Source organism: Labilithrix sp. (assembly GCA_019637155.1).
Classification (GTDB): domain Bacteria; phylum Myxococcota_A; class Polyangia; order Polyangiales; family Polyangiaceae; genus Labilithrix.
This window is the reverse complement of sequence record JAHBWE010000005.1, coordinates 142,629-160,928: the sequence shown is the minus strand read 5'-3', so window position 1 is coordinate 160,928 and position 18,300 is coordinate 142,629. Positions and strand designations below refer to the sequence as shown.

11 protein-coding genes and 1 pseudogene are annotated in these 18,300 nt (G+C 71.1%); 7 read left to right on the top strand and 5 right to left on the bottom strand.

Annotated features, from left to right (window positions below):
- Positions 1 to 26 precede the first annotated feature (26 nt).
- Positions 27 to 2,065: pseudogene (locus KF837_11660) on the top strand (FAD-binding oxidoreductase).
- A 242-nt stretch (positions 2,066 to 2,307) separates the two neighbouring features.
- Entirely contained in the window at positions 2,308 to 4,947 is a 2,640-nt protein-coding gene (locus KF837_11655) for a hypothetical protein (protein MBX3227966.1), read from the top strand.
- On the opposite strand, the gene KF837_11650 is transcribed toward KF837_11655, so the two are convergent.
- Entirely contained in the window at positions 4,921 to 6,387 is a 1,467-nt protein-coding gene (locus KF837_11650; GenBank protein MBX3227965.1) for an MFS transporter, read from the bottom strand. The two genes, KF837_11655 and KF837_11650, sit on opposite strands and share 27 nt — an antisense overlap.
- Positions 6,388 to 6,419: 32 nt before the next feature.
- The gene (locus tag KF837_11645; GenBank protein ID MBX3227964.1) at positions 6,420 to 7,952 is read right to left on the bottom strand and encodes a hypothetical protein; all 1,533 of its coding nucleotides are present in this window, start codon (positions 7,950 to 7,952) and stop codon (positions 6,420 to 6,422) included.
- Between the two features lie 393 nt (positions 7,953 to 8,345).
- Between KF837_11645 and KF837_11640 the strand changes: the two genes are divergently transcribed.
- From KF837_11640 to KF837_11630, 3 genes are all read left to right on the top strand, one after another.
- Positions 8,346 to 9,980 (top strand): trypsin-like serine protease, encoded by a 1,635-nt coding sequence (locus KF837_11640; protein MBX3227963.1) that lies wholly within the window; start codon positions 8,346 to 8,348, stop codon positions 9,978 to 9,980.
- Positions 9,981 to 10,060: 80 nt separating this feature from the next.
- Entirely contained in the window at positions 10,061 to 10,954 is an 894-nt protein-coding gene (locus KF837_11635; protein ID MBX3227962.1) for a DUF1003 domain-containing protein, read from the top strand.
- Complete coding sequence (locus tag KF837_11630; protein ID MBX3227961.1) at positions 10,951 to 11,901, top strand: hypothetical protein; 951 nt, start codon at positions 10,951 to 10,953, stop codon at positions 11,899 to 11,901. The genes KF837_11635 and KF837_11630 overlap by 4 nt, the downstream gene beginning before the upstream one ends.
- Here KF837_11630 and KF837_11625 read toward each other — a convergent pair.
- Positions 11,879 to 12,772: a LysR family transcriptional regulator gene (locus KF837_11625; GenBank protein MBX3227960.1), complete on the bottom strand. Its 894-nt coding sequence runs from the start codon at positions 12,770 to 12,772 to the stop codon at positions 11,879 to 11,881. The genes KF837_11630 and KF837_11625 overlap by 23 nt on opposite strands.
- 159 nt (positions 12,773 to 12,931) lie before the next feature.
- Between KF837_11625 and KF837_11620 the strand changes: the two genes are divergently transcribed.
- Positions 12,932 to 13,687: a hypothetical protein gene (locus KF837_11620; GenBank protein ID MBX3227959.1), complete on the top strand. Its 756-nt coding sequence runs from the start codon at positions 12,932 to 12,934 to the stop codon at positions 13,685 to 13,687.
- Positions 13,688 to 13,766: 79 nt separating this feature from the next.
- A complete protein-coding gene (serS, locus tag KF837_11615) occupies positions 13,767 to 15,053 on the top strand; it encodes a serine--tRNA ligase (protein MBX3227958.1) in 1,287 nt (428 codons plus the stop codon).
- Between the two features lie 171 nt (positions 15,054 to 15,224).
- Here the strand turns inward: serS and KF837_11610 are convergent, their stop codons facing one another.
- Both KF837_11610 and KF837_11605 read right to left on the bottom strand, forming a co-directional pair.
- Positions 15,225 to 17,378 carry a hypothetical protein gene (locus KF837_11610; GenBank protein MBX3227957.1) on the bottom strand — a complete coding sequence of 718 codons (2,154 nt, stop codon included), beginning with the start codon at positions 17,376 to 17,378 and terminating at the stop codon, positions 15,225 to 15,227.
- Positions 17,379 to 17,448: 70 nt separating this feature from the next.
- Entirely contained in the window at positions 17,449 to 18,297 is an 849-nt protein-coding gene (locus KF837_11605) for an HAD family hydrolase (protein MBX3227956.1), read from the bottom strand.
- Between the last annotated feature and the right edge of the window lie 3 nt (positions 18,298 to 18,300).

The following is an 18,300-nucleotide window of genomic DNA, read 5'->3' as shown; positions in this document are numbered from 1 at the left end:
AGCAAGCAATGATAGAGTCGAGCCCGATGGCGATCGAAGAGCTCGCGCGCGCGCTCCCCGGCCTCCGCACGAGCGCCGACGCGGCCGATCGCGTGGCGTACGCCCGTGACCTGTGGCCGCGCCATCACCTCGCCGTGCGCGCCGGCAACGTCGCGGAGCACCGGCCGGCCGGGATCGTGTGGCCGGCGACCACGGACGAGGTCTCCCGCGTCGTGCGGTGGGCGCACGACACCGAGACGCCGATCGTCCCATTCGGCGCCGGCAGCGGCGTGTGCGCGAGCGTGCTCCCGCACGAGCGCATGATCGTCGTCGACCTCAAGAAGATGGACCGCTGGCGCGCTCTCGACGCCGAGCGCCGCACGCTCGACGTCGAGGCGGGCCACATGGGCCTCCCGCTCGAGGAAGAGCTCGCCCGCCGCGGCTTCACGCTCGGGCACTTCCCATCGTCGATCCTGTGCAGCACGGTCGGCGGCTGGGTCGCGGCGCGGAGCGCGGGGCAGTGTTCCGGCAAATACGGCAAAATCGAAGATATGGTCCTCGCGCTCGAGTGCGTGACCGGCACCGGCGAGGTCGTGACGCTGCGCCATCGCACGAGCGGGCCGAACCTGATCCCGCTCGTCGTGGGGAGCGAGGGCACGCTCGCGATCGTGACGAGCGCGACCTTGCGCCTCCATCCGAAGCCGTCCGTGCGCGCGTTCGGCGCGTTCTCGTTCCCCTCGACCGAGGCGGGCTGGGAGGCGATGCGGGTGATGTTCCAGGCCGGCCTCCGGCCCGCGGTGTCGCGGCTCTACGATCCGTTCGACGCGATGCTCGCGCGGCGCGGCGCGGTGAAGAAGGACGGCGCCGACTCCGGCGGCACGCCCGGCGTCGGGGCGGCCGCGCTGCGGAGCCTCCTCCGCCGCCCCGGCGCGATCAACGAGCTCATGGAAGGCTCGTTCGGGAACGCGCTCTTCGGCGACGCGCTCCTCATCGTCATCTTCGAGGGCGAGGGCGACGAGCCGGAGAAGGACCTCGAGGAGACCAAGCGCCTCTTCGAGCGCCGGAGAGCGACGTGGGAGGGCGAAGGCCCCGCGCAGAAGTGGCTCCTCCATCGCTACTCGGTGAGCTACCGCCAGGCGCCGGTCTTCGCGGCCGGCCTCTTCTCCGACACGATGGAGGTGGCGGCCCCGTGGTCGAAGCTCGGCGCGCTCTACGACGGCGTACGGAAGGCGCTCGGCGAGCACGTCTTCGTGATGGCGCACCTGAGCCACGCCTACCCCGACGGCTGCTGCATCTACTTCTCGTTCGCGGGCACCGCCGGCGCGCCTCATCCCGCGACCGCGGAGAGCTGGGACACGCGCTCGCAAGCGACGTACGACCGCGCGTGGCGCGCCGCGCTCGCGGCGGCGGTGGAGGCCGGCGGCACCCTCGCGCACCACCACGGCGCGGGCCGCTCGAAGGCCCCGCGGCTCGGGAGCGAGCTCGGCGACGCGGGCATCGCGACGGTGAAGGCGCTCATGCGCGCGTTCGATCCGAAGGGCATCCTCAACCCGGGCAACCTCGCGCCGGACGCGCCTTCCCCCTACGTCGCCGACACGCGCGCGAAGGAGGTGCCCGCGTGAGCCTCGTCGTCGACGCGCAGAGCTTGCTCGTGCACGTGCCGGGAGCGGTGACGATCGCGCAGCTCGAAGGCGCGCTCGAGAAGGACGACCTCACGCTCGGCGTGAGCGTGCAGGACACGAGCATCTCGATCGCGGAGTGGCTCGCGCAGGGGGCGCCGGGTGCAGCGTCCAGCTTCGCCGATCCGGCGGACCACCTCGTCGCCGGGCTCGAGGCGACCCTCGTGAACGGCCGCCGCCTCGAGGTCCGCCCCGGCCCCCGCCGCGCCGTAGGCCCCGACCTCATCGCGCTCATCCTCGGCGCCAACGAGCGCTTCGCGACCATCACCCGCGCCTGGCTCCGCGTCCACCGCCGCAGCACGCCACGCCGCCTCACCAACATCCCCAAGCTAGACCTCGATCCCCCCGTAACCCCCGAAGAATCCTCACTTCTCGAAGCCATCACCCGCGAGCTCCACCGCGAGTAACGCCCGACGACCAGAGGCCAGCGAGCTCGGGAGCCGCAGCAAGCCCCGGGTCTGGGCTGTCGGGCCAACCCCCCGAAGCCTCGGGCTGGGGGCCAGCTCGAGAACGGGGCCCCAGACGCGGCCGCCACAGCGGGCGCGTAGCGCCCCGAGCGCTCCGCGCGAGGGCCGTGTCTGGGGTGGGGGTGTCGGGGGCGAAGCCCCCGACGTTGAAAGACCGCGAAGCGGTGCTAGAGCGCGGGGCGATGCGTGCATTCGGATGCCTGCTGCTCGGGACGATTCTCCTCGCCGCATGCGGGGGCGGCGAGCCGGAGGCGGGCACCGATCTCGGCGCGGTCGCCGGGGACGCGACCGCGACGCTGAGCAACCCGGTCGGGACGCTCGCGGCGGCGGGGCCGTCGTACAGCTTCCAGTCTCGTCCCGTCGTCGCCGGCGGGCGCGGCACCTTCCTCGCCGTGTGGCTCGATCGCGACGCCGGCGGCAGGTCTGCGCGCGTGCGCGCCGCGCGCGTCGACGGTCAGGGCAACGTCCTCGGCGAGCGGAGCATCGAGATGCCGAGCATCGGGGCGGGCGAAGACGTCGACCCCGCCGTCGCGTTCGACGGCACGAGCTTCCTCGTCGCCTGGTCGCACGCGACCGCGACCGACGCCGTCGTCGCCGCCGCGCGCGTCGCGACCGACGGCACCGTCCTCGACGCGCAGCCGATCCAGCTCGGCAAGAACGCCGGCAAGCGCGCGTCGCTCCCGAGCGTCGCGTGGAACGGGAGCGAGTACCTCGTCGCGTGGTCGGACGATCGCGACTCGAACCCCGAGGTCTACGCCGCGCGCATCAGCCCCGGCGGCGCGCCGGTGGAGTCGCCGCTCGGCTTCCGCGTCTCGCAGACCGGCGAGGACGCGGGCGGCGGCGGCAAGACGCCCTCGGTCGCGGCCGCGGGCCGGACGTTCCTCGTCGCGTGGGACGAGATGGGGTCCGCGATGCGCATCCGCGGTACGCGCATCCGCGACGGCAGGAGCCTCGACACGATCGCGACGACGATCGCGACCGGGAGCCGCCACGCGTACACGCCGTCGGTCGCGAGTGACGGCACCAACTTCCTCGTCGCCTGGTACGACTACTCCGCCTCCGGCGACAGCAGCGTGCGCGCCGCGCGCGTGACCGCGGCGGGCGAGAGGCTCCTCGGCGACGTGACGATCGCGACCAACGAGCCGAGCCGCCCCGCCGTGATCTGGGACGGCGACGCCTACGCCGTCGCGTGGGCCGGCGGCGCGAAGCGCCTCTCGCGCGAAGGCGTCGCGCTCCTCGGCACGACGCTCCAAGGCACCTCCGGCGAAGGTGAGCTCCGCCCCGCGATCGCGTGGAACGGGAGCTCGTACCTCGTCCTCCGCTCGCACTCGTCGTCGAACGTGCTTCCCGGGCAACCGCGCAGCATCGTGAGCGGCTCGCTCTACGCGCGGAGCGGCACCTCCCCTACCCGCTCCGCCATCACCGTCGCCCGCGCCGACGCCCCGCAGCGGCAGGTCGTGAGCGCGTCGGACGGCGCGGGCCACCTCGTCGTCTGGCAGGAGTACCGGAGCGACTGGAACAGCCCCGAGCTCTGGGGCGCGTTCGCGAAGCCCGACGGCACCCTCGCCGACGCGAAGGGCTTCCTCCTCCGCGCCGCGACGACGAAGCCGACGAAGCCGGCGGTCGTGTTCGACGGCGCGCAGTACGTCGTCGCGTGGGAGGAGCGCGGCGACAACGGCGCCCTGAAGGTCGCGACGCTCCACGTCCCGAAGACCGGCCCCGGCGCGGACGCGCCCGCGATCGTCGGCGGCTCGAGCCCGAGCCTCGCCGCCGCGGGGAACGGCAAGGTCCTCCTCCTCGCGAACGACCGCGCGTACTGGGTCCCCGCCTCCGGCGCGATCGACGAGACGCGACCCGCGTTCGAGCGCAGCGAAGCGAGCACGTGGACGATCGGCACGCGCGCGCCGGTCGTGTTCGACGGCACGAATTTCGTCCTCGCGTGGACGGCGGTCGCGGGCGGCGCGAGCACGGCGGAGGTCCACGCGCAGCGCTTCTCCGCGACGGGGCAGACGCTCGACGCGACGCCGCGCGTCGTCGGCACCGTGAACCTGACGATGTCGATCCCCGCGATCGCCGCCGCGAGCGACGGTCACGGCCTCACGCTCGTCGCGTGGGAAGACCGCAGCGACGGCGCGGGAGCGATCGTCGGCGCGCGCTTCGAGTCGAGCGGCGCCGTCCTCGGCGGACCGGTCCGCCTCGACGCCGCGACCGCGCCGGCGAAGGCGTACGCGCCGAGCGTCGTGTTCGACGGCCACAACTGGGTCGTCGCCTACGAGACGCGCGAGGACTTCGTCCGCACCGAGAGCGGCTCCGGCATCGCGCTCGCGCGCTTCCGCTTCCTCCCCGCCGGCTTCGATCGCGTCGGCGACGCGATCGTCGCGAGCCCCGGCGGCGGATGGGCGCCGATGCTCGCGCCCGGCGCGACCGGCAAGGCGCTCCTCACGTACGAGGCGCTCGGCCGCGCGTTCGGCAGCCCCGGCCGCGCCGCGATCCGGCTCTTCGACGACGTTCCCGCCTCCAGCGTGAGCCCGCCCGGGCCCGGTCCGAGCAGCAGCGGCGCCGCGCCGCCCGCGACGGGCGACGACGACGACGGCGACACGGACGCGCCGGCGACCTCGTCGTCCGGCTCGAGACCGAAGACCCCCACCACCCGGCCGAGCCCGACGAAGGGCGCGAGCGTCAACCCGGCGGAGGGGACCGGCGCGGCCGCGGACGACGGCGGCTGCTCCACCGCGCCGGGGCGCGCGACGAGCGGCGGCGGGCTCGTCTTCGTCGCGCTCGCGGCGCTCGCGGCGTCAGTGCGCCGCCGCCGCCTTCCCTGACGCAGGCCGCGCGTTCCACACCCGCGTCGCGAGCGCGAGCCCCACGATCGCGGCCGGCACCATCACCGCCGGCCACGTCCACCAGTTCGCGGGATCGTGCGCGGCCTCCTCCTTCGGGAGGACCTTGCCGAGGACGCGCGCTTCGAGCGCGGTGCCGAGGTACACGCAGCCGTCGATGACGCCGACGACGACGCCGACGTTGCGCTTGCCGCCGAAGTCCATGCTCGCGGTGCCGGAGAGCATCCCGTGCACGCCGAGGATCGCGAGCGTCATCGCGACGACGACCCAGCCGATCGCGAACGTGCTCATCGCCGGGAACATGGCGAGCGCGCCGACGAGCATCACGCCGTAGAGGACCGCCGCGACGGGACCGCGGCGCGAGCCGAACACGCGATCCGAGATGAGCCCCGCGATGACGGCGCCGGTGATGCCGGCCATGCAGTTCAGCATGCCCCAGTGGTCGTGGACGATCTCGGTCGGCAGGTTCGCGACCGCCTCCGGCCCGAGCGCGACCGCCGCCTTCTTCGCGACCGGCGACGCCGCGCGCCCGGTCTCCTCCGCGAACGTCTTGTAGTACTGGAGGATCGCGTTGCGGAGGAAGCCGCTGCAGAACTCGACCGCCGCGATGATGAGGATCGCGGGCTGGCGCAGCATCTTCTTCACGACCTCGAGGAGCGGCAGCTTCACCCCGCCGTCGCCCGACGAGGCGTCGCCGAGGTCGAAGTCTTCGTGCCCGGCCTCGCCCGGCGTGTCGCGCACGAGCACGACGTCGAGGACGGCGAAGACCGCGAGGATGACGGCGGGGACGAAGAACGCGTACGGCGCGCTCGTCGCCTCGACGATGAGCTTGCACCAGTCGAACGCGAAGTACAGGCCGAGCGAGATGAGGATCCCGAAGATGCCGCCGAAGGTGCCGCGCTCGCGGATGTGGAACCACGCGGCGTTGACCTTCACGATCGCCACCGCGCCGAAGCTCTGGAAGTACATGTTGAGCGCGTAGAGCCCGCTCAGGATCGGCACGAGCCCCGCGCGCGCCTCCTTCGGCACGCTGCTGCCCTCCATCGCGCGGAGGACGAAGATGCCCATGAGGAGGTTCGCGACGAGGGACCCCGTCGCGGCGAGCACGATCGTCTTCCGCCCGCCGATCTTGTCGGCGAGCGGTCCGTTCAGAAGGAACGAGAACCCGTACGTGAGCGTGCCCCACGCGTAGATGTTCGAGAACTGCGCCTTGTCGAAGACGATGTTGGTGCAAACGCTCAGGTTGTAGCGCCCCATGTAGAGGAACGCGTACGTGAGCCCGACCGGGAACCAGTTCGCGAAGCGCCGCCGCCGAAAGGCCTGCGTGTGCCCGAGATCGACCCGCGGCAGCCGTCCGACGACGACCGCCACGAGCGCGAGGAGAACGACGATCGGAAGGAGCTCGGAAAGCCAACCCGGCATTATGGCCGGCCCATCATAGGCGGCGCGCGAGCTTACTGCTCGAGGTACTTGATCGCGGCGTCGCGGGCGTCGTCGGGGAGGTAGCGCATGTTGGTCGGGGGCATGTGGAGGCGGTTCGCGCTCCCGAGCTTCATGCGCTGGATGGCGAGGTTCTTCTCGTCACGCGTCATCGAGTCCATCCTCGTCACGTCGAACTTCGCGCGCGAGATCGACTGATCGAGCTTCGGGTGGTGGCACTGCGCGCAGGTCTGGATGAGGACCTCCTTGCCGCTCGCGCCGCTCTTCGGCTCGATCGTCATCGCCTCGAGCGCCTCGTTCAGGAACACGCGGCGCGTGTCGAGCATGTCGGTCGCCTGTCCGGACATGAACGCCTTGTACGAGTCGGTCGCGATCTGGAGCTTGTCCGGATCGGTGACCTTCACGTCGTGGTACGGCGGCGGGATGAACCGCCCCTCGAAGGCGGCGTTGTAGTTCCGCTGCCAGGTCGGACTGTTTCCGACCGGGATGTTGATCTCGGGCTGGAGCTCGGACGACTCCTTGATCTCCTGCTCGATCGCCTTCGTGTCGAACAGGTTCGGCTGCTTGTCCTTGCCGAAGCCCTGACCGACGACGAGGTCCTCGAGCGCGAGGCCGTCCGACTTCGGGATGAGGACGCCGGGGATGCCCATGTACTCCTCGTCGGTGCCGTGCGCCCGGAAGTAGTCCTTCATGAGCGTGAGGCCGCCGGGGCGGTCGCTGCGGAACCAGTGCGTCCACGGGTCCTCGAGCTCCTGCATGCGGAGCATCACCGGCGTCCCCGGCCCCTCGGGCTGGTGGCAGTGGCGACAGTCGAGCAGGTTGTTCTTGAGGTCCTCGTCGTCGTAGATCGACACCTCGGTCCAGCCCTTCTCGACCTCGGGGGAGAGGAGCTCGGCGTTGGTGCAGCTCTTCCCGCAGGTCTTCTCGAACTTGAGGAGGTAGAAGGTCAGCTTGTTGCCGGCCTTCGGCGACTCGGCCGCGATCTCGACGAACTCCTCGCCGCGCACGAACGTCATGACGACGAAGCCGGGGATGCGGACGGGCTGGCCGGGCGGCGGAGAGAAGAGGAAGGCGCGCGGGTTGATCGAGGACACGCCGCGCGCGACGAGCGAGCTCGAATGCGAGAGGAAGGAGAAGCCCGGGTTGCCGTTCGAGGCGTTCGTGCCGTTCGCGTTCCGGTTCTGGAACGCGAGGCCGAGGGCCGCCTGGAGCTCACGCATGTTCGTGACGGTCTTCTTGTCCTTGCAGAACGCGTTCGTCACCGCGTTGAAGTTCGGGTTCGTCTCGTCCATCACGCCCGCGCGCGCGCAGAGCGCGTCGTTCTGGGCGGTTCCGTGCGCCATGCGCTCGAGGGGGTCGGGGAAGCCCTCCTTCTCCTTCGTGCGCGGATCGTTGTAGTCCGGCAGCACCTCGCCGGTCTCCGGGTCGGTCTGGACGCGCGCCGGCTTGCCCGTACGGGGGCGGCGTGTCGCGCCGTCCTCGGAGCAAGCGGCGGTGACGACGGTGACGGAGAGGAGCGCGGAGAAAAGCAGGGCGGGCCGAGTCATGGCTTCTCCCATTGGAGCAATGAACGCGCCCGTTTTGCCAGCGGATCTAGGGAGCTCGGCAGAAGTCTGGGCGGGAAAACACCCACAGAGTCGCTTTCACGGTGTCACCGTCCTTATTGCATGTCGGCGGTCGGCGCGGGCCCTCGCGGGCGCAGGTGTGCTCCTCATTGGTGAGAGCCCCGCCGGCGAACGGATGATCCAGCAAGAGCGGGCTGGCCGCGGCCTGATCGACTCGATCGTACGCGCACTTACCTACGTTATCGCACCCGGCCTTTGCCGCGCGTTTTGCGCATCTCAGTCGATCCAGGACTTTTCCAGTCGGATGGACCCGAAGATGCAACAGCTCGGTTCACACGGGAGCAGCATCCTTCCCCGCCCGGAGGCCCGAATCTCATGAACGCTCGTCTTCGCACCTCGCACATCGTCCTCGCTGGTCTCGGCACTGCGCTCGCGACGATCACCGCGTGTAGCTCGCCCGACTCGGAGACGACGAAGGATCCGCAGACGACGGCGGCCGCGTCGGCCGTCACGGTCGAGATGCGCGGCGCCAACGGCGACTCGCTCGGGTTCTGCTCGGGCACGCTGCTCGGACCGAAGATGGTCCTCACGGCGGGTCACTGCATCGCGGGTGTGGAGCGCTGGGAGATCACGTCGACGGCGGGCAAGTCGACGGCCTCCACGGCGTCGACTCCCTGGAAGGCGTTCGGCTCGGACCTCTCGCACCCGGAGCACTCGGACGTCGGCCTCATCCTCCTGAAGGACGCGATCAAGCTCCCGAGCTACCCCGCGGTCGCCAACAAGATCGCGAAGGACGGCACGAAGGGCCTCCGCTTCCACCGTGACGCGAAGACCATCGTTTCTTCGTCGGCGATCCTCAAGGCGGGCGCCAAGAAGGGCTTCAAGCTCAACTACACCATCGAGCTCCCGAAGGCCGAGCAGAGCAAGACCCCGGACACGGGCGGCGCGGTCATCGACAACAACGGCAAGATCGTCGGCGTCGTCTCGGGCACCGGCAAGACGTCGGGCCTCCTCCACGTCGCGCGCGTCGACGGCTTCTCGAGCTGGGCGAAGTCCGCGATCGCGTGCTCCAACAGCGCGACGACGGCGACCTGGGGCTCGGGCAACAAGGACAACGGCGGCGGCGGCTACGGCGGCACCCCCGAGCCGAAGACCAGCAGCGGCGGCGCCTGGGGCGGCGGCGGTGGTGGCTGGGGCGGCGGCGGCTGGGGCGGCGGTGGCGGCGGCTGGGGCGCGAGCTCGGGCGGCTACGGCGGCGGCGGCGGCAAGAACACGAGCGGCGGCTCGACGACGAACCCGGGCGACACGGTCCCCGGCTCCTCGGGCGGCAACAAGGGCGACGGCACCGGGCCGGGCAACGGCACGGGGAACGGCAACGGCAACGGCAACAACCCGGGCACGAACCCGGACGGCACGACCGGCCAGAACGGCGACGACGATGATGATTCGACGGGCACGCCGGGCAACCCGGGCGACTCGTCGAGCACGAACACGGTCACGAACACGTGCCCGGGCGTCCCCGCCTGCATCGGTGACGGCTGCGGCGCCGGCTCGAACGGCCTGAACTCCGGCACCGGCGCGAGCTCGAGCTCGAGCGGCTCCAGCGGTACGAGCGGCACGAACGGCAACGGCGGCGACGACGACGACGATTCGACCGGCGGCGACGACGACGACGACGACAGCACCAGCTCCTCGTCCTCGTCGGGCAGCACGAGCACCTCCTCGTCCTCCGGCAGCACGAGCACCTCCTCGTCCTCCGGCAGCACGAGCACCTCCTCGTCCTCCGGCAGCACGAGCACCTCCTCCTCGGGCGGCATCGACGAGGAAGCCTGCGAGGGCTCGGACGACAACAACGAGACCTGCCCGCCCGCGCCGGACAGCGCGTTCTGCAGCGGCCCGCGCTGCGGTGGTTGCAGCGGCGTCGCGAGCTGCGAAGACGACAACATCAACTTCGGCGCCTGCCCGAGCTGCTCGACCAGCAACGGGGGTGACGCCGACGTCGTGAAGTGATCGGCTGACCAGCACGTTCGTAACCCCGGCGGCGTCGACTTCGGTCGGCGCCGCTTCGGCTTTGTGGTCTCCTAGCCCTCATGCTCCATTCCGAGCTGCTCGCGCAGATCCCTCTGTTCGACACCCTCGCCCCCGAGGACCTCGAGGCGCTGGGCAACCGGATGACGGAGCGCTCCTACAAAGCCGGCGAGCCTGTCTTCGCGATGGGCGACAAAGGCTCGAGCATGTACGTGGTCCTCTCCGGCGCGGTGCAGATCTACCTGCCGTCGAAGGAGGAGGGCGAGCCGCGCGTCGTCCTCAAGGACGCCCGCACCGGCGAGTACTTCGGCGAGCTCTCGCTCTTCGACGACAAGCCGCGCTCGGCGAGCGTCGAGGCCGTCGTCGACACGACGCTCCTCGAGCTCACGCGCGAGGAGTTCGGCGATCACCTGTCGAAGTCGAAGAACGCGGCGATGGCGATCCTCGCCGAGATGGCCGAGCGCCTCCGCGAGACGAACGCGATGCTCTCGCAGCGCGCCGCGCGCGACGTCGTGAAGGAGATCGAGGAGAACCTCACCTGGGGCCAGCGCCTCGCGGACAAGGTCGCCGAGCTCAACGGGAGCTGGTCGTTCATCCTCTTCCTGCTCGCCCTCACCCTCGTCTGGGCGGCGGCGAACAAGTTCCTCGGCACCCCGTTCGACGAGTACCCCTACCAGTTCTACAACCTCGCGCTCGCCATCCTCGTCGCGCTGCAGGGACCGCTCATCGTCATGAGCCAGAACCGGCAGTCGATGAAGGACCGCGCCACCGCGGAGACCGACTTCCGCGTGAACCTGAAGAACGAGGTCGGCATCGAATCCTTGCTCCGCGAGGTCGGCGCCCTCCGCGCGGAGACGAACAAGCGCATGGAAGTGCTCGAGCGCATGCTCCGCAGCGAGCGCGTGCGCCACGAGATCCCGATCAAGAAGCCTGGAGGTCCGCTGGGTCCGTCATGACGAACGACGTCCTCGTGCTCTTCGAGCACCCCGAATGGCAGAAGCCGCTCTTCGCCGCGCTCGAGAAGCGCGGCGTCCGCTACGCCACCCTCGACCTCAAGGCCGGCGCGTTCGTCGCCGGCGACGCGCCCGACGCGCGCGTCGTCTTCAACCAGGCGAGCCCGAGCGCGTACGTGCGCGGCAACACGCGCGCGGTGCCCCTCGCCCTCGCCTACTTGAAGGCGCTCGAGGCCTCCGGCCGCCGCGTGCTGAACGGGCATCGCGCGTTCGCGCTCGAGCTCTCGAAGACGGCGCAGGCCGCGCTCCTCGGCCGCCTCGGGATCCGGACGCCGCGCTCGATCGCGTTCAACGATCTCGACGCGCTCCGCGCTTGCCTCGAGCGTGAGCGGAGCTGGCGCTGGCCGGTGCTCTTGAAGCCGGAGCAAGGCGGCAGCGGCGCGCGCATCACGAAGCTCGGGTCGTACGACGAGCTCCGCGCGCACGTGGAGTCGACGCGCGGGATCTGGGAGCCGGACGGGCTCCTCCTCGCGCAGGAGTACTTCGAGCACGATCACGAGCACGGGATCGTGCGGATGGAGCTCCTCGGCGGCGAGCTCCTCTACGCGATGCGCGTCGTCTCGCACGGCCGCTACAACCTGTGCCCGTCGGAGGTCTGCAACCCCACCGACGGCGAGGGACACTGCGAGATCCCCGCCGAGAAGCCGGCGCCCCCGGTCGAGTTCCACTCGTTCAAGGAGGTCCCCGCCGACGCCGTCCTTGCAGCGAAGAAGATCGTGGAGGCGGGCGGCATCGACGTCGGCGGCATCGAGTACCTCGAGTCCCGCGGCGAGCGCGTCTTCTACGACGTGAACGCGAACTCGAACCTCCGCGCGCCGATCGCGCTCGAGTGGGGCTTCGATCCGTTCGAGCGCGTCGCGGAGTGGCTCAGCGGAGCGGCACGTCCATGAGCGACGCGGCGAGGCCTTCGAAGACGCTGCGGCGCGGATCGTCGGCGCGGATGACGAGGCGGAAGTAGTCGTGCTGCGGGACGATCTTCGGCAAGACGAGGCGGAGCCGCTTCGCGTCGAGATCGGGCTGCACGAGGTACTTCGGCAAGACGCCCACGCCCGCGCCGGCGACGAGGCGCTGGCGGATCGCCTCGATCGTCCCGAAGCGCGCGAGCTTCGCGAACGTGAGCGAGACGCCCTTCGGTGAGTCGCGCCAGTAGCGGAAGAGCGGCAGGTCGTCGTCGAGCTCCACCAGCGTGTGCCGGCTCGAGTCCTCCGGCTTCGCGAACGGCACCTCGTCGAGGAGCGACGGCGCGCCGACGAACACGTAGTCCTCGCGGTGGAGCCGGATCGAGTCGAGCTTCGGATCGTTGAGGCGCGACGACGTGATCGCGCAGTCGATCTGCATCATGCGCACGCGGTTCACGAGGTCGGGACCGGAGCCGAAGTAGAGGTGGAGCTCCACCGAGGGGTGCACCTCCTTCAGCTGATCGATCTGGGGGAGCACCCACGAGACGCCGAGCTCGTGCCGCGTCCCGAGCACGATGTCCATCTGCGGGAGCTGCCCCGTGCTGCTCACCGCGCGCGCGCAGTCCTCGAGGCTCGCGATGGCGCGCTGCGCGACCGGCAGGAGCGAGAGGCCCGCGGTCGAGAGCCGGACGCTCCGCGTCGTGCGGACGAACAGCTGAGCCCCGAGCTGGTCCTCGAGCTGCTTGATGCGCTGGCCGAAGGCGGCCGGGGTGAGGGCGACGGCGCGGGACGCCGCCCGGAAGTTCAAGAACTTCGCGGCGGCGCAGAAACAGCGGAGCGACTCGACCGAGGGCAGCGTCACGGCGAGGCATCCTACCGCTGTAAGGCGGCGCCGGGTCTCTCGTTGACTTCCTGGGAGGCCAGCTCCGTCCAACCCCGGGTCGTCGCTTAAGCCTTCCGTTTTGTCCCCGATTCCGGGGTATGCTCGCCCTCGAAACAGGGTCAAAAAAGGAGCCTTGCCGTGAACCGTATCGGCCTTCTCTCGTTGCTTGCCATCTCCACCGCCGTCGGCGCCCTCTCCACGATGGCGTGCAGCAAGGATCCGCCGCCCCCGACGACACCGTCGGCGCAGCCGATGTACAACGGCCAGTACCAAACTCAGCCGGGCTACCAGCAGCCGCCGCCGGGCTACCAGACGCAGCCGGGCCAGCAGCCGCCGCCGGGCTACCAGCCGGCTCCGGGCTACCAGCCCGCCCCCGGCCAGCAGCCCGCTCCGGGCCAGCCGGGCACCGACCCGAACGCGGGCGGAGGCTTCCCCGGAATTCCCGGGTTCCCCGCTCCTGGCGGCCAGCCCGCCGCGGGCGGCGGCACCGCGCAGGCGCTCGATCCGAACATGGCCGCCCTCGCGGTCGGTCCGCTGACGATGTTCGCGAACACGGAGGCGCCGGGCATGCAGAAGGAAGGCCCGACCGTCGCCGGCAACTTCCAGGCGGGCCAGACGCTCGAGAGCACGTTCTCGTTCACGCCGGGCAAGTGCTACACGCTCATCGCCGCGGGCGCGGGCGTCACCGACGTCGGCCTCGAGATGCAGTACGTCACCCCGCTCCCGGGCCTCAACCCGAGCATCGGCACGAACTCGAACAAGGGCTCGCAGGTGTCGATGGGCGGCAAGGCCAACTGCCTCAAGCCGCTCAGCCCGATCGCGGCGAGCGCGAAGTGGATCGTGACGGCGCGCGCGGGCGCGGGCCTCATCGCCGCGCAGCTCTACGTGAAGTGATCTGACGGGTCGCGATCCGACGGCGCGGGCTTCACGAAGCCTGCGCCGTCGCGTCATTTAAGGCTAGAGTTCGCGGCCTATGCTCGACATTGCCTTCATTCGCCAGAACGTCGACGCCGTCCGCGCTGCGATCGCGAACAAGCGCTGCGAGGTCGATCTCGACGCGCTCCTCGCCGCCGACAAGGAGCGGCGCGAGGCGATCACGAAGCTCGAGGCCCAGCGCGCGCGCAAGAACGAGATCGCGGCCCTGATCCCGAAGGCCTCGAAGGACGACCGCCCGAAGCTGATCGAGGAGGGCAAGACGGTGAAGGCGGAGATCGAGACGCTCGAGCCAGCGCTCAAGCAGATCGAGGGTCGCTTCAACGACCTCATGCTCCGGATCCCGAGCGTGCCGCGGCCGGAGGTGCCGATCGGCAAGGGCGAGGAGGACAACGTCGAGATCCGCAAGGTCGGCGACAAGCCGAGCTTCTCCTTCCCCGCGCGCGACCACGTGCAGCTGATGACGCTGCACGAGATGGTGGACTGGGAGGGGCCGCGCAAGTTCGCCGGCGGCCGCTCCTACGCGCTGAAGGGCGTGGGCGCGCTCCTCGAGGTCGCGGTCACGCGGCTCGCGATCGACACCCTGGTCGAGCGCGGGCTCACGCTCGTGATCCCGCCGGTGATGGTGAAGGCGCGCGCGATGCAGGGCACGGGCTTCTTCCCGCTCTTCAACGAAGAGGCGTACGCGATCACGGCCGACGACCTCTACCTCGTCGGCACGAGCGAGGTGCCGCTCGTCTCGCTCCACTGCGACGAGACGCTCGATCATTCGGCGCTCCCGATCCGCTACGCCGGCATGTCGAACTGCTTCCGGCGCGAGGCCGGCGCGTACGGCAAGGACACGAAGGGCCTCTACCGCGTCCATCAGTTCACGAAGATCGAGCAGGTCGTCTTCTGCCTCCCCGACGAGAAGGTCGCGGAGGAGGAGCACTACAAGCTGCTCGGCAACGCGGAGGCGATCCTCGCGAAGCTCGAGATCCCCTACCGCGTGGCGATCGCGTGCACGGGCGAGATCGGCCTCGGGCAGACGCGGAAGCACGAGGTCGAGTCGTGGATGCCGGGCCGCGACGACGGCAAGGGCGCCTACAGCGAGACGCACTCCTGCTCGACGATGGGCGACTTCCAGGCGCGCCGCTCGAACATCCGCCTCAAGCTGCCGGACGGCACGACGACGTACCCATACACGCTCAACAACACCGCCGTCGCGAGCCCGCGCATCCTCATCCCGCTGCTCGAGAACCACCAGCAAGAGGACGGCTCGATCAAGCTTCCGAAGGCCCTCGTGCCGTACATGAACGGCGTCGAGGTCCTCAAGGCGAAGCGCTAGTCTTGCTGGTTCGAGAGGGCTCTGCCCTCTCGAGCTCTCCCGCCGGGGGCCGTCGCGCGGAGACGCTTGCTGGTTCGAGAGGGCTCTGCCCTCTCGAGCTCTCCCGCCGGGGGCCGTCGCGCGGAGACGCGCTCCGCGCCCCCGGGCCCCCGAGAGCGTAGGCAGCGGGTCTTAGCGCCTTTTTCGGGGGGTGGGGGTGGGGGGCGGGGCGCGCGGGTTCTTGTGTGTGTCGGGGGAGACGCGATCGGAGCCGACTTCGGCTGGCATGCGCACGAACGGATCGACCGTGTTCTGGTTGAGGAGGAGGAACAAGACGAGCGGGATCGCGAACGAGAGCAGCGCGACGAGGCCGACGAGGAGGCCGTAGCGCGGCTTCTTGATCGACCCCGCGAAGTCGTACTGCTGCATCTGCCCGCCGTGCATGACGGCGTGACCGCCGGGCATCATGCCGTGGTTCGCGGGGATCGTCGCGCCGAGCGCCATCGAGGGCTCGCTCTGCGGGTAGTGCTGCTGCAGGTGCTGCGGGCCGAGCGGCAGGAGCGGCTGCGAGGGGTACTCGCGCGGCGCGACGCCGGAGCCGCGATCGGTCGCGACGCCGTGCTGCTGCGCGAGCGCGCCCGCCATCATCGCGCCGAGGCTCGCGCGCTCGCCGGTCGGCGGCGGCGGAGGCGGTTGATGGTGCTGCTGCTCGTGCGTGGCGACGCGGAGGCCGCTGTCCGACGAAGGCTCGCGGACGCCGGGGCTCAGCGCCGTCGCGTGCGCGCGTGCCCCCGCCGCCCCGCCGACGAGCGCGGCGCGAGCGGAGCGCGAGGCGCCGGACGGCCCCGACGGCAGCACCGGCGCGCCGACCATCACCGCGGTGCCGTTGCCTTCGTCGTCGTCGATGTCGTCGGCGCCGATCATGTCGACGTTGTTGCTGCCCGCGCCGGCGAGGACCGGCGGCGACGAGAGCGCGCTGGGCGCGACCACGCGAAGCGGCGACGCCGCGGGCGACTGCATCGTCGCCGCGAACGCCGCGGGCGAGGAGCCGGCGGCAGGACGCGGCGCGGGGCGCTTCGGGAAGCGGTTCGTCGTGCCCTCGGTGCCGTCTTCGATCGCGGGCGGGAGCGCGGGCCCGCCGCGCTGGGTCTGCACCGGCGAAGGCTGGGTCTGCGCCGGCGAAGGCCAGCGGCCGGAGCTCTCCGGCGGGAGGTCGGCGACGGGCGCGTCGGCGGTCACGCTGTTGTCGTCGAGGCGGAAGTCGGGGATCGCAGGACCCCGCGTCGTGACGCTGTCCTCGACGCTGTACGCGTCCTCGTCGTCCTCCGAAGGCGGCGGCGGCTCGGGAGCGCCGGCGCCCGATCGGATCGGGGGCTCGTCGAACGGGCTCCTCCCCGCGGCGGGCGTCGGCTGCGGCGAGCGCAACGCCTGCGGCTGCGGCGAGCGCAGCGGCGGGGACGTCTTCGGCTCGTCCTCCTCCGGCAAGCGCCCGCCCACGATCGCGGACGGCGCCTGCGTCGTGACGCTGTCCTCGAGCTCCTCTTCCTCCTCGTCGTCCGCCCTCAGCGTCTCGGCCGGCACCGGCGGCGGCTTGCCGTCGGGCGGAGCGCTCACGACGGTGCGCACCTCGGTCTCGTCGGCCTCTTCGAGCGCGGCCCCGATCTTCGGCGGCGCGTCGTTCGGCGGCGGCATCTCGCGGATCTGGACGGAGCTCGGCACGCCGGCGAGCGGGATCGGCGCCTTCGAGATCGGCGAGATGGTGCCCGGCGGCACGCGCGGCGCTGGCGCGGTCGCGGTGATGCTCGCGTCTTCCTCCTCCGCTTCGGTCGGGGACGACCCCGCGGACGACCCCACCCCCGACGCCCCCGGCTTGCTCACCGGCTTGTTCGCCGACGCGGGGCCAGCGCCGGGACGCGGCGCGGCGGAGACCGGCGCCTTCTTCGGCAGCGCGGGCGTGCGCGACGAAGGCGGCGAGCGCTCTTGCGTCTGCATCTGCATCGGCGAAGGCGAGGCTCCCGGCGCCGAGGCGATCGCCGGCGGCGCGAGACCGACGACGGTCATCCTCTTCGAGGTGACGTTCATCGGCGGCGAGGTGACGTTCATCGGCGGCGAGGTGACGTTCATCGGCGAGGTGCCGGGCTTCGCCGCCGGGACCGCGACCTGTCCGCGCGGAGGTGGGCGCGCCTGCGGCTGCGCGCTCACCCCGCGCTTCGCGGCGTCGAGGCGCTGCGAGTCGGGCGGCTGCTGAACCGTCCGATCTTCCTCGTCGGCAGCCGACGTCGCGGGGGCGATGCCCGCCGCGGTCGTGTCTCCGTCCTGGACGTCGTCGTCCGACGTAACTGCCACCGTTCGAGCGTACAGGTTTGACGTCGAGAAGCCTAGAAGGACAAGGATAATTGCTCGTCGGTAGGTGCCGCTACCACATCGCCTTGACGTCGGAGAGGGTCGCGAGCACCCGGCCGTTGGCCTTCGTGACCGCGTCGCGCTCGTAGGCGAGCGTGTTGCGGCGCGGCGCGAGGGCGACCGTGGCGCCGAGCGCGGCGGGGAGCGCGAGGTCGAGCTCGTAGATGTCGCCGCAGACCAGCGTCTCTTCCGGCGTCGTCTTCGTGCGCTCCCAGATGTCGTGGAGCGCCTCGAAGTACTTCCCGCGCCGGAGGTAGATCGGGCGGACGAGCTGCGGCACGCGCTGCATCTCGGGGACGCGGTTGAAGCGCTCGCTCGCGATCGCGGGCTCGACGACCCAGAATTTCTTCGCGTTGCCGCGGACGTCGACGCGCTGCGCGGTGCCGGGGCCGAGGAGCTTCTCCAGCTTCCGCGTCACGGCCTGGGTGTCGGAGTTCGTGACGACGTAGACGTGGGTGTTCGCGCGCGACAGCGCGGCCTCGAGGACGTCGAGCGCGTCGTCGCGGAACGCGGTGAGCGTCTGCTCGTACGCGTTCGTGTAGAGCGCCTGCGTGATCGCGGTGCGCGTGCGCGGGTTGCGGAGGATGGCGGCGCCGTCGAAGATCGCCTGCATCACCGCGTTGCCGAGCAGGTAAGGATCCGCCGTCGCGGGGGCGACGACGCGGCCGTCGAAGACCCAACCGTGCTGCTCCGGCGCGTGCTCGATGCGCGCCTGCTCGCGCGCCCAGTCCTCGCGCACGTCGCGGTTCAGGAGATCGGCGACGCTCGACATCATCGCGGGCTGGAACGGGACCGTCTCCGCCTCGATGTCCGTGAACGTGCCGTCGAAATCGAAGACGAGGGTGCGCAGCGCGGAGCTCATGGG

What these genes read in the sequence shown, in the direction of transcription:
- KF837_11655 (MBX3227966.1), top strand. Translation starts at nt 2,308, where the DNA reads ATGCGTGCATTCGGATGCCTGCTGCTCGGGACGATTCTCCTCGCCGCA.
- KF837_11650 (MBX3227965.1), bottom strand. Translation starts at nt 6,387, where the DNA reads ATGCCGGGTTGGCTTTCCGAGCTCCTTCCGATCGTCGTTCTCCTCGCG.
- KF837_11645 (MBX3227964.1), bottom strand. Translation starts at nt 7,952, where the DNA reads ATGACTCGGCCCGCCCTGCTTTTCTCCGCGCTCCTCTCCGTCACCGTC.
- KF837_11640 (MBX3227963.1), top strand. Translation starts at nt 8,346, where the DNA reads ATGAACGCTCGTCTTCGCACCTCGCACATCGTCCTCGCTGGTCTCGGC.
- KF837_11635 (MBX3227962.1), top strand. Translation starts at nt 10,061, where the DNA reads ATGCTCCATTCCGAGCTGCTCGCGCAGATCCCTCTGTTCGACACCCTC.
- KF837_11630 (MBX3227961.1), top strand. Translation starts at nt 10,951, where the DNA reads ATGACGAACGACGTCCTCGTGCTCTTCGAGCACCCCGAATGGCAGAAG.
- serS (MBX3227958.1), top strand. Translation starts at nt 13,767, where the DNA reads ATGCTCGACATTGCCTTCATTCGCCAGAACGTCGACGCCGTCCGCGCT.
- KF837_11605 (MBX3227956.1), bottom strand. Translation starts at nt 18,297, where the DNA reads ATGAGCTCCGCGCTGCGCACCCTCGTCTTCGATTTCGACGGCACGTTC.